The 11,844-nt window shown below is 62.8% G+C and carries 12 protein-coding genes; 8 read left to right on the plus strand and 4 right to left on the minus strand.

What is annotated here, in order from left to right:
• Positions 1 to 5 precede the first annotated feature (5 nt).
• From AC57BR_RS08850 to AC57BR_RS08865, 4 genes are read right to left on the minus strand one after another with little or no spacing between them, the layout of a single operon-like run.
• The gene (locus AC57BR_RS08850) at positions 6 to 1,022 is read right to left on the minus strand and encodes a sugar ABC transporter substrate-binding protein (RefSeq protein ID WP_496359585.1); all 1,017 of its coding nucleotides are present in this window, start codon (positions 1,020 to 1,022) and stop codon (positions 6 to 8) included.
• An 8-nt stretch (positions 1,023 to 1,030) separates the two neighbouring features.
• On the minus strand, positions 1,031 to 2,023 hold the full coding sequence (locus AC57BR_RS08855) for an ABC transporter permease (protein ID WP_496359587.1): 993 nt from the start codon (positions 2,021 to 2,023) through the stop codon (positions 1,031 to 1,033).
• Positions 2,024 to 2,027: 4 nt separating this feature from the next.
• Positions 2,028 to 3,041, minus strand: a complete 1,014-nt coding sequence (locus AC57BR_RS08860; protein ID WP_496359589.1) for an ABC transporter permease — start codon at positions 3,039 to 3,041, stop codon at positions 2,028 to 2,030.
• Positions 3,038 to 4,528: a sugar ABC transporter ATP-binding protein gene (locus AC57BR_RS08865; RefSeq protein WP_496359591.1), complete on the minus strand. Its 1,491-nt coding sequence runs from the start codon at positions 4,526 to 4,528 to the stop codon at positions 3,038 to 3,040. Before AC57BR_RS08865 ends, AC57BR_RS08860 begins: the two co-directional genes overlap by 4 nt.
• Before the next feature lie 433 nt (positions 4,529 to 4,961).
• Between AC57BR_RS08865 and AC57BR_RS08870 the strand changes: the two genes are divergently transcribed.
• From AC57BR_RS08870 to AC57BR_RS08905, 8 genes are all read left to right on the plus strand, one after another.
• Positions 4,962 to 5,357 carry a nuclear transport factor 2 family protein gene (locus AC57BR_RS08870; protein ID WP_476867410.1) on the plus strand — a complete coding sequence of 132 codons (396 nt, stop codon included), beginning with the start codon at positions 4,962 to 4,964 and terminating at the stop codon, positions 5,355 to 5,357.
• Between the two features lie 38 nt (positions 5,358 to 5,395).
• A complete protein-coding gene (locus AC57BR_RS08875; protein WP_496359594.1) occupies positions 5,396 to 6,616 on the plus strand; it encodes a thiolase family protein in 1,221 nt (406 codons plus the stop codon).
• Between the two features lie 3 nt (positions 6,617 to 6,619).
• Positions 6,620 to 7,321: a 3-oxoacid CoA-transferase subunit A gene (locus AC57BR_RS08880; protein WP_496359596.1), complete on the plus strand. Its 702-nt coding sequence runs from the start codon at positions 6,620 to 6,622 to the stop codon at positions 7,319 to 7,321.
• Position 7,322: 1 nt separating this feature from the next.
• Positions 7,323 to 8,006: a 3-oxoacid CoA-transferase subunit B gene (locus AC57BR_RS08885; protein WP_496359598.1), complete on the plus strand. Its 684-nt coding sequence runs from the start codon at positions 7,323 to 7,325 to the stop codon at positions 8,004 to 8,006.
• Between the two features lie 171 nt (positions 8,007 to 8,177).
• Positions 8,178 to 8,435 carry a hypothetical protein gene (locus tag AC57BR_RS08890; protein WP_496359600.1) on the plus strand — a complete coding sequence of 86 codons (258 nt, stop codon included), beginning with the start codon at positions 8,178 to 8,180 and terminating at the stop codon, positions 8,433 to 8,435.
• A 132-nt stretch (positions 8,436 to 8,567) separates the two neighbouring features.
• Complete coding sequence (locus AC57BR_RS08895) at positions 8,568 to 9,644, plus strand: SDR family oxidoreductase (protein WP_496359602.1); 1,077 nt, start codon at positions 8,568 to 8,570, stop codon at positions 9,642 to 9,644.
• An 860-nt stretch (positions 9,645 to 10,504) separates the two neighbouring features.
• Entirely contained in the window at positions 10,505 to 10,828 is a 324-nt protein-coding gene (locus AC57BR_RS08900) for a transposase (RefSeq protein ID WP_496359604.1), read from the plus strand.
• Entirely contained in the window at positions 10,825 to 11,679 is an 855-nt protein-coding gene (locus AC57BR_RS08905; protein ID WP_496359606.1) for an IS3 family transposase, read from the plus strand. The genes AC57BR_RS08900 and AC57BR_RS08905 overlap by 4 nt, the downstream gene beginning before the upstream one ends.
• Positions 11,680 to 11,844 lie beyond the last annotated feature (165 nt).

Raw genomic sequence — 11,844 nt, forward strand, 5'->3', positions numbered from 1 at the left:
CTCCGTTACTTGCCTACTGCTGCCGCGCAGTCAGCAAGGTTGGCTTTGGTGATCGTCTTGGGGGTCAGATAGTTGTTCTTCTCCACACTCTTGCCTTCGAGGACATCAATGACAGCCTTGGCGGCGAACTCGCCATCCTCGATGGGACTTTGCAGAACCGAGGCGTACTGGATTCCCTTTTCAATGCCGGTGTAACCCTCGGTGGAGCAGTTGGATCCGACCATGGCCAGGTTCGTGGATTTCAGGCCGGCCCGGTCAGCGGCGACGATGGCGCCGGCGAGCATGTTGTCTGCCTGGGCGTAGATGCCGCGCAGGTTCTTGTTCCCGAACTGGGTGATGAGGCTGGCAGCTGCGGATGTAGCCTGGGTCTGATCCCAGTTGCCCGGCTGTGAACCGGCGATGGTGATTCCAGGGGCCAACTTTGCCAGTTCGTCCTTGAAGCCTTTGGTGCGGTTGATGGCCGGCGGGGTTCCGGGTACACCTTCGACGATAACGACCGAGCCCGAGTCGCCGAAACCTTTTTCTTTGAAGCCTGCGATCATGGCCTTGGCCGCCTCCTGGCCGTTGGCGTAGTCATCGGGCCCGGTAAAGGTGTTCCAGAGGCTGTCATCGTCGGACTGCGGGTGTGAGTTGGTGACGACCACCGGAATTTTGGACTGCTTGAGCCGCTGCAGGGACGGCATGATGGCTGTCGCATCCGCGGGCCACAAGACAACGGCGTCAGGGCGCGTGCTGATGGCCTGGGTGACCTGCTGGGCCTGTTCGGCGGCGTTGAAGTCGTTGACGACGACCGTCACCTGGACGCCTGCAGCTTCGGCGACCTTCTTAAATTCTTCGGTGTGCTTGGCGCAGTAATCACAGCTCTGGGCGACGGTCAGCAGGGTCACCTTCTTGCCCTTGACGTCGGTTGAACCGCCGCCGGCGTTCGGGGCTGCTGCCGGCGTTGATCCACAAGCTGCCAGGAACAGTGCAGAGGTGAGGGAAAGTGCGACAGCCAGTCTCTTCATTGAGGTGGTTTTCATGGTGATCCTTAGTGGTTGGTTCGTACGCGGTGTTGGGAGGTGGACATGCTGTTCTCGACCGACTTGTTGACGATGCGGTTCAGCGGGCGGTCGATGACAACGATGAGGAGGAGAATTCCGCCGTTGATCAGTTGGATGATGGCGGTTGAGGTGCCTTGCAGGCTGAGGCCGTTGCCGACCACAGCCAGCAGCATGGCTCCGGCGGCGACGCCCGGGATGCTGCCCTTGCCGCCGGTCAGCGCGACACCGCCGATAATCGCCGCGGTGACGGCCTGCAGGAGGGTCGCTTCATCTGACCCGGGCGCCCCTGATGCCAGGGTCAGCCCCTGAAGGGCGCCTGCCACGCCGGCGAACAGACCGGAAATAACGAACGCCAGGATCAGGACACGGGTCACCGGAAGGCCGGACGCTGAGGAGCGCTGGCGGTCACTTCCGACGGCCCGGATTTTCATGCCGGACCAGGTCTTGGCCATGAGCCATCCCGCGGCCACGACGAGAACCACGTGCAGCAGTGCACGGGGTGAGACGATCTCAGTGATGGCCTGGTCCAGCCAGAGCCCCGGTTCAAAGTCGGTGAGCGTGACGATCTTGCCGCCGGCAACGGCGAAACCCAGACCAAGGGTCAGTACCAGCGTCCCGACGGTGACAGCCAGGGACGGTACGGCATAGTGGGCGGTGAGCCAGCCGTTGAGTACGCCGACCGCGACAGCAACAGCGAAAGCGGCGGCGACGCCGAGGGGTATCCCGGCGGTTTCGCCTACTTTGACCGCGATGAGCCCGGCCAAAGGGATGGTTCCGGCGATGGAAAGATCGAATTCACCGGCGATCATGACGATCGCGAGACCGCTTGCGACCAGAGCCAGGACGGCGAAGGACTGCAGAAGTGAGTAGAGGTTGCCGGCATTGAGGAAGGCCGGATTGGTCAGTGCGAAGGCGATGAATGCGAGGACTGCCAGCGACCATGCAAGCAGCGTCCGGAAGTGCCAATAGATTCTAACCACGGGATCAGCGCTTTCTTCCTGATTGACGGTTGGATGCGATGCCGGTTGCTACGACGGCCAGGAGGACGAGGACGCCCTTGAAGATGAGCTGGACTTCGTAACTGAGCCCAAGCAGGACCAGTGCATTGCCGAGCAGGCCGACGAGGACGGCCCCGGTTGCAGCGCCGACTGGATTCCCTGTTCCGCCTTTGACGCTGACGCCGCCGACAACGACAGCTGTAATGGCATCAAAGCCGAAAGTGCCGCCCAGTTGGAGGTTTCCCTGTCCCGATTCAGAGGACAGCAACCCGCCGGCCAGGCCCGCCATGGCGCCCGAGGCGATAAAGGCAAACAGAACCACCGGCCAGGCGCGCATTCCTGAGACAAGGGCTGCTTTTTCGTTCAAACCAACGAGGGTTACCCGCCGGCCCAGCACGGTGTAACGGTGCGTCCACCAGGCGAGCACTGTGAGGACGAAGAAGGCAAGCACCTGGACGGGGATGACGCCGAAGATCGTTTGTCCAAAGACGCTGGCGTCACCTGCCCCCTGCACGTTGCGCCCACCGGTCAGGATCTGCGCGAAGCCAATGAGGATCGCCGCGGCTGCGATGGTAGTGACGATGGGATCGGTGCCCAGGCGCCCGACGAAGAACCCCTGTACTGCACCGGCGAGGGCCCCGAACAGGACGGCGGCCGCCATGGCGGTCCATGGACCGGCGTGGAGGAGGGAGGCGAAGACGATGGTGGACACCGCGACCATCGCGCTGACGGACAGGGCGAATAGCCGACCGACGATAGTAATGATGCTCAGGCCGACGGCGGCAATTCCCACCAGGGCAACGGAGAGGAACAGGGCACGCAGGTTGGTGACCGTGGCGAACTCGCTGACGAAGATGCAAGCCAGGATGAACAGCAGGACGGTGGTCACCGCGATGATGGCTGAACTGTCCGTTGTGATCCGCTTGATGGTTCCAGCAACGGGTGTGGCTGGTGATGACGGTTTTTGTTCCGTCGACCGTGCCGCAATTTTAGTGTTCATGCCTTGGCTCCGTGAAGGATTTCGGTGAGGATCTGGGCGTCCGTGACATCGGTTGTACGGTTGCTGCTGACCGGGCGGCCGCGGAACATGGTGATCACCCGGTCGGCCAGTTCGCGAAGTTCGACGATGTCGCTCGAATAAACGATGACGATGACGTTGTTCGCGGAAAGCTGCCGGAGTGCGCGATAGATTTCCGCGCGGGCACCGATGTCCACGCCACGGGTCGGCTCGTTCAGGACCAGAACGTCTGGTTGAGTGGCAAGGGCCCTGCCGATGGCGATCTTCTGCTGGTTGCCGCCGCTGAGGGATCCGACGGGAACCCGGATGCGTGACGGGTCGAAGGCCACCTTTGAGGCAATGGAACGGGCGAGATCCGTTTCCAGCTCGGCCCTGATGGTGCCCAGCCGGCTCACGCCGGCCAGTGCGCCCGAGCTGACGTTCTGGGCGACACTGCCGCTGAGGAAGACTCCCTCCAGGACGCGGTCTGCGGAAACGTAGGCAATGCCGTGTTTCTGGGATTTGGGTCGTGTCAGGGCTGAGAGCTGAGCCTCGTTCAGTTGAATGTCCCCCGCGGTCACGGGGATGAGGCCGACCAGGGCTCGAACAACGTCATCAGCTCCGGAGCCTATCTGGCCAAAGAGGGCGGTGACCTCCCCGGCCTGTGCGGTGAAAGAGACGTCCGAGAAGCGGTGCCCGGAGGCCAGTCCGCGGATGTTCAGCTTCCGGCGGCTTTCCGGGGCAAAGTTTTCTTTGACGTGGATTGCCTCCCCTGTGGTGTGTTCTTCGCCCAGCATGTGCGTAACGACCGATTCCATGGTGAAATCGGCCGTCGGGCCACTGGCCACCACGCTGCCGGAACGCATGATGGTGATCCGGTCAGCCAGCCGGAAGACTTCGCCCATCCGGTGGGTGATGTAGACGATTGACCGTCCGCCTGCCACAAGCGACCTCACGACGTCATGGACCCGTGAGATTTCAATGTCCGACAGGGTGGCGGTGGGTTCATCCAGGATCAGGGTGCGGGCATTGGCCACGAGCCCGCGGGCGATCTCAAGCAGTTGGCGTTTGGCCAGCGGCAATGCCTCCACGGGCATGTCCAGATCCAGGTCTTCAAGTCCTGCAGAAGCCAGCGCGGACTGCATCCGCTCCTGCAGCTTTTCCCTGCGCACCAAAAGACCTGAGGTCCGGCGCATGCTGAGGGCCATATTGTCCCGGACGGACAGTTCGGGGATCACTGAGAGTTCCTGGAACACCATGGCGACATCGGATGATCCGGAGCTTCCCGGGAATGTCACCTCGCCGGTGTCAGCGGTAACTACACCGGCTATCACTTTGACCAGGGTGCTTTTTCCGGCACCGTTTTCTCCCAGCAGCGCGTGTACTTCACCCGCCCGGAAGTCTACCGAAACGTCGTTGAGCGCCTTTGCCCCGCCGAAGCTTTTGCTGATCCTGCTCACAGAAAGCAGGACCTCGGTTCTAAGGACCACGTTGACCTCATTCCGTTTAATTGGTTCGAGGACGACGTTAAGTGATGCAACACACATATGTCAAGTACGAGATTACATGTGCACCATTCCTGTAAACCTCGGGCCACCGATCAACACACCGCGGAGGGTCCTTGGAAGGCGCGTTTCCCTGCCAATCAGGGCTGTTCGTCACTGAATACGCGATGGGGCAAGGCTGGCCGCAGGCTCTGTCGCACGACCGGGCTCCCGACTCCTGTCAACTAGCAGTTGACGGGCAAGCCTGATGTCAATTACCTTGGAATGAGGCTGGGCCAAGAATCATCAGCTCAGGTCTGGCTTTCCCTAACGCCCGGCTCAACGTCGTAAAGAGGCAGCGTTGGGCGTGGACAGCGGGGGCGAAATCAGACTCATGGCGGCCGACAGCCCCCAACACTTTAAGCAAGGAGAGTGCTCCGTGGATAACGCCACTGCAGCCGAGAAAAACAAGATCGAAACCTTGGAAGCAAAGCGCTACCAAGCCGTAGTCGACGGTGATTACGACGCCTTCGAGGGTCTGTGCCACCAGCGTCTGGTGTACACCCATTCGCTGGGTGACCGTGACACGCTGAGCAGCTACCTGGAAAAGCTTCGCAAGGGCTTCTACAGGTACCACCGAATCGACCACCCCATAGAAGACATCGTCCTGATTGGGGACACCGCACTCGTACTGGGACAAATGAACGCGGACCTCACCGTCAACGGAACCCACAAAACGCTTGCCAACAGCGCACTCTCGGTATGGATCAAAGAGGGCGAGAGCTGGAAGTTCCTGGCGTACCAGCCGACTCCCCGTAAGCCTGCGGCAGCCTAAGCCCCGCAACCTCTGTTCGCGCCAACGAAGGAAGAATCATGAATCAGGCTTTTGTGTACGATGCGGTGCGCACTCCTTTCGGCAAGTTCGGCTCCGGCCTTGCCGGGGTCCGGCCCGATGATCTTGCCGCGCATGTGATTAAGGAATCGGTGAAGCGTGCTCCCGGTTTGGATCCGGAGCGGATCGACGAGGTGGTCTTCGGCAACGCCAACGGCGCCGGTGAGGAGAACCGCAACATCGCCCGGATGGGCACGCTGCTCGCCGGCCTGCCGGTCTCGATCCCCGGCACCACGGTCAACCGTCTATGCGGTTCGTCGCTGGACGCGGCGATCATCGCGTCCCGGCAGATCAACGCCGGCGACGCCGACCTGCTCCTGGTGGGCGGCGCGGAGTCGATGTCGCGGGCGCCGTGGGTGCTGCCGAAGACGGACAAGCCCTACCCGGCCGGGGACATGACCCTGGCGTCCACCACGCTGGGCTGGCGCCTGGTGAACAAGGCCATGCCCAAGGAATGGACCATCTCCCTGGGCGAGGCCACCGAACGTTTGCGCGAGAAGTACGGCGTGACCCGGCAGCAGCAGGACGAGTTCGCGGCTGCCTCGCACAACCTGTCCGCCGCCGCGTGGGACGAGGGGTTCTACGACAACCTGGTGGCTCCGGTTCCGGGCACCGACCTGGTCCGCGATGAGGGCATCCGCCCTGGTTCGTCTGCGGAGAAGCTCGCGGCGCTGAAGACCGTCTTCCGCTCCGAGCCTGAAGGCGCCGAGGTGGGCGGCACCGTGACCGCCGGAAACGCCTCCCCGCTGTCCGACGGCGCGTCCGCGGCCTGGATCGGGTCCGAGACCGCGTCGTCGATCCTGGGGCTGGAACCGCTGGCCCGCATCGCCGGGCGCGGAGCGCACGGCAACGACCCCCAGTTCTTCGGTTTCGCCCCGGTGGAGGCGGCGAACAAGGCCCTCGCGAAGGCGGGCATCGGCTGGGACCAGGTGGGCGCCGTCGAACTTAACGAGGCGTTCGCCGCGCAGTCCCTGGCGTGCATCAACGCCTGGGGCATCGACCCGGGAATCGTGAACCGGCACGGCGGGGCGATCGCGATGGGCCACCCGCTGGGCGCCTCCGGTACCCGCATCCTGGGCACCCTCGCCCGGAGCCTGCAGGCCTCCGGACAGCGGTGGGGTGTCGCCGCGATCTGCATCGGCGTCGGCCAGGGCCTCGCCGTCGTCCTCGAAAACGTAACTTCTTCTCATGGAAAGGCGTAGGCGATGCTGAATTTCGTTGACACCGTCGGGGCGGCCGTCGCGGCCGTCAAGGACGGCTCCACCGTGATGATCGGCGGGTTCGGCAACGCCGGCCAGCCGTTCGAACTGATCGACGCGCTGCTGGACAGCGGCGCCACGGACCTGACAGTCGTGAACAACAACGCCGGCCAGGGCGACCAGGGCCTGGCGCTGCTGATCAAGGAAGGCCGGGTCCGCAAGATGATCTGCTCCTTCCCGCGGCAGTCCGACTCCTGGCACTTCGACGCCAAGTACAAGGCCGGGCAGATCGAACTGGAACTGGTCCCGCAGGGCAACCTCGCCGAACGCATCCGCGCCGCCGGGGTCGGCATCGGCGGCTTCTTCACCCCCACCGGGTACGGCACCATGCTGGCCGAGGGCAAGGAAACCCGCATCATCGACGGCCGCGGCCAGGTGTTCGAAACCCCGATCCACGCCGACATCGCGCTGATCAAGGCGCTGAAGGCCGACGGCGTCGGGAACCTGGTCTACCGCAAGACGGCCCGGAACTTCGGCCCGATCATGGCCGCCGCCGCCAAGCACACGATCGTCCAGGTCTCCGAGATCGTGCCCACCGGTTCACTGGACCCGGAGAACATCGTGACCCCCGGCATTTACGTCAACAGCATCGTCCGTATTGATTCCAGCGGTGCTGCCGCCGCCGGCACCGCAGAACAGGTGGCCTGAGATGAGCCTTGTAGAAACGTCCATCCAGACGTCCGAGACCCCGCTGGGCCGCGACGACCTCGCCCGGCTCGTGGCCCGGGACATCAAACCGGGCTCGTTCGTGAACCTCGGGATCGGCCAGCCCACCCTCGTGTCGAACTACCTGGTGCCGGAACAGAACATCACGCTCCACACCGAAAACGGCATGCTCGGCATGGGCCCGGTAGCCACCGGGGACCAGATCGACGAGGACCTCATCAACGCCGGCAAGATTCCCGTCACCGAGCTCCCGGGCGCGTCTTACTTCCACCACGCCGACTCGTTCGCGATCATGCGCGGCGGGCACCTGGACATCTGCGTCCTGGGCGCGTTCCAGGTCTCCGCGACCGGTAACCTCGCGAACTGGCACACCGGGGCACCCGACGCCATCCCCGCCGTGGGCGGCGCAATGGACCTGGCCACCGGGGCCAAGGACGTGTTCGTGATGATGACCCTCCTGACCCGGGAAGGCGCCTCCAAGATCGTGGAAGCCTGCACCTACCCGCTCACCGGCGTCGGCTGCGTCACCCGCGTCTACACCGACAAAGCAGTCTTCCTCACCGGCCCCGAAGGAGTCACCGTCCGCGAAACCTTCGGCTGCACCCTCGAGGAACTCCAGGCACTCGTCCCCGTCCCGCTCACAGCAGCCCCCGCCATCGAACAGTAAGGACTCAGGTGAGAATTGTCGGAATAAGGCTGTCTCCGTCCGGCCACACGGTGGAGGTCAGAGTGGAAAAAATCGGGACCCGACCAATCGGGTCATCTCTAACCGACACCGTCTAGGGCCGCTATGACCCCTAGATCATCCAGACCGACCCTTCTCAAGGGTGCCACCGTCATGTCCATGGACGATTCTCTAGGCGTTCTTCCGATCGGGGACATCTTGATCGAAGGCGGACACATTAAAGACGTCGGCCCGGATCTGGCCAACCTCCCCCTCACAACCGACGTCATAGACGCCACCGGACGCATTATCATCCCGGGCTTCGTTAACGCCCACATGCGCAGTTGGCAAACCGGTCTTGGCAGCATTGCCAGCAATTGGACACTTCTTGAGTACTTCCGATGGACTCATGCAGGGCTCGCCACGCACTAAGGTCCCTTTTGGGCGTCGTGGTTTGTCGGATCCAGCCCGTGCCCCACAGACCGGGTGTCATGGATTTCTCCCTGCGCGTACACCGGTAGCCACCGGGGCGGCACCCGACAATGGGATGGCACAGTGGAACCTATGGATACACCTGAGACCCCCGCCCGGACCGCCCTGGTCGTAGGCGCCAGTGGCATCACCGGCTCTGCAATCGTCGAGCAACTGACCTCCCAGGACTGGGACGTAGTGGCGCTGTCGCGCACCCCCCTGCCCGGTAGCACGGCGCGGCACGTAAGCGCAGACTTGCGCTCGGCCGAAAGCCTTGAAACGGCGCTTGCCCAAGAGCGGCCCACGCACGTGTTTTTCACCGCGTGGTCCCGTCAGGCCACCGAAAAGGAGAACATCGAGGTCAACGCCGGGATGGTCCGGAACCTCCTGGGCGCACTGACCCATGCCCCGGTGGAGCACGTGGCGCTGATGACCGGACTCAAGCACTACCTCGGTCCCTTCGAGGCCTACGGGCAAGGCGAAATGCCGGACACCCCCTTCCTGGAGGAAGAGCCCCGCCTTCCTGTGGATAACTTCTACTACGCCCAGGAGGATGAGCTGTGGGCCGCTGCTGAGCGTCAGGGGTTCGGCTGGTCGGTGCACCGGGCGCATACCGTGATCGGCCACGCGGTGGGCAACGCCATGAACATGGCGCTCACCCTCGCGGCCCAAGCCGCGATCTGCCGGGAAACCGGACGTCCCTTTGTGTTCCCTGGCTCCGAGGCGCAGTGGAACAGCTTGACCGACATGACTGACGCCACGCTGCTGGCCGAGCACATGATCTGGGCCGCCACCTCGGAGGATGCCGGCGACGAGGCCTACAACGTCGTCAACGGGGACGTCTTCCGGTGGCGCCGAATGTGGCCAGCCCTGGCTGACTACTTCGGGCTCGACTGGGAGGGTTACCAAGAGGCGCCGCGGCCCCTCGAGGAGCAAATGCGCGGCGCCGAGGACAGCTGGGCCCGGATTGTGGACCAGCACGGGCTGGCCGAGCCGGTCCTCGCGCGTGTGGCCTCCTGGTGGCACACGGACGCGGACCTGGGCCGCCCCATTGAAGTAGTTGCCGATATGAGCAAGAGCCGGTTAGCCGGCTTTAGCGGCTACCGCCGCACTCAGGACTGCTTCACCCGCCTGTTCGACCGCTACAGGGCCGAACGCATCGTTCCGTAAACGGTTCCACCGGCTGGTCACCGCAGCACCGGTGGAGCCCGGCTTGCTATCCATGAGGTGGCAAGCTTGTCGGCGCCCTTGGAATGAGTGCTAAGGCGAGGCAAATCTTGCTAGGACCCGGGGCGCGCGCACCCCTAGCGTTGAAAGGTCTTTTTCTACCCGCTTCGCTCTCGAACTCAGTGCGTCGTTCTGAAAACACTCGACGCGGGTGCGCGTTCAGAGTTTTGACGAACATCGTCGGCCGGGGACCTCACTTGTCAGGTCCCCGGCGGGCGGCGCCTCGCCCGGTTCGGGTACACTCCAACCTGACGTGGGCGCGTGACATGGGAAGACTTGCCCGTCGGTGGAGCTCCGGTCTGGTTCTCAGACACCTGACGAACCGCAGGAGGTGGCATCGCCCGCCCCTTCGCTAAGCGACTTCCATCAAGACCCGATTCTTCGCACTATTTTGATAGTTCTCGGGCCACAGCAGCTCAGTTTCCTGCCCCTCCAACTGTCAGGGTGGGGTTTGAGAACAACATGAGCGACTGTCAATAAGACGAGAATCCCGCCCTATTCTGACGCCACGCCGATCGCTGCTCCTTTGGCCTGACCGGACTCGTGACTATAGCGGGCACAAGAAAAGCCCCGGACCGTGGTGAACTGCTCCCCGGAAGTTGGACTGAGAAATTCAGTTCCGACTTCCGGGGAGCAGTTTTATGCATGCACGTAGTTCGTTATCCGAGGTTCAGCGCGAGGCCGCGGTAGCGTGGTTTGAGAAAGGCCTTGCAGATACGGCGACAGCCACCTTGCTGGGCGTGTCGCGCTGGCCGGTCAAGCTTCTGTATCGGCGGTGGAGGATCCATGGTCAAGGAGCGCTGGTGGCTAAGCCGAAACAGTCGTATTCGTTCGACTTCAAGCTAGCGTTGGTGGAACGGTTCCTCGCGGGTGAGACTGCCCCGGATCTGGCAGCCGAGGCTGAGTTGTCTTCACCGGGCTTGGTGAAGACATGGGCTCGTGCCTATCGTCGCGAAGGCGTGGATGCCTTGCGCCCCAAGCCCAAAGGCCGACCCCGGAAGCCCGACGCCCCACCGCCGGCGGAGACGTCCGAATTGGAGCGGTTGCGGCGGGAGAACGAGCGGTTGCAGGCGGAAGTGGCCTACCTGGGAAAATTGCGGGCCTTGAGGGCTCAAAAACAACGGTGAAGGTTCAGGCTCTCATCGCCCTCAAGGCGGCCTTCTCTCTTCCGGTACTGCTGCAGGTCTCAGGTCTTGCCCGATCCACGTTCTTCTATCACCATGCCCGGCTCCTGGCCCCTGACCCGCAGGAGGAACTCAAGTCCTCCATCATGGACATCTTCAAGAAGAACCATGGCCGGTACGGGCACCGCCGCGTGCATAGGGAACTGCTCAATCAAGGTTGGACGGTCGCGAAGAAAACCGTGCTGAAGATAATGCGCGCACTCGGGCTGGTCTGCAAGGTCCGGCAGCGGAAGCGCTACAACTCCTACCAAGGCGAACAGGGCACTGCCGCGCCGAACCTGCTGAACCGGGAGTTCGACGCCACTGCCCCTAACCAGAAGTGGGTCACTGATGTGACAGAGTTCAGCGTCGGAGAATGCAAGCTCTACCTCTCGCCGGTCATGGACCTCTTTGACCGACAGATCATCTCGTACTCCATCGGCCTGTCGCCAAACCTGAAGCCCACCAACAGTTCACTGCGTAATGCACTGACAACGCTCGACAGCGGGCAGAAACCGCTCGTGCATTCAGACCAGGGATTCCAGTACCGGCACACCTCGTGGCGGACGCTCCTGGAGAGCGCCGGCGCCGTCCAATCAATGTCCCGCAAAGGCAACTGCTACGACAACGCCGTGATCGAGAACTTCTTTGGACACCTCAAGGAAGAGCTCTTCCACCACGTCCGATTCCTCAACACCGATGCACTGGCTACGGCACTGCACGAATACATCCGCTGGTACAACACCGAGAGAATCTCCACAAAGCTAAAGGGCCTGAGCCCGGTGCAATACCGTGCTCAGGCCCTTGTGGCCTAGGCTCTAACTAAACCGTCCAACTTCTGGGGACCAGTTCATGGTCGGGGACTGTAAGAAAAACGGTGTGTGAGGGTCCGGCCTGATCCGAAAGGAGACGGCCGTGTCAGAGTCCACGACCGAGATGACAGGGGTGATGATCGATCCTGTGACGGGAGAGATCATCGA

It is taken from the genome of Arthrobacter sp. BGA-UO-ETr-C19, assembly GCF_059568005.1.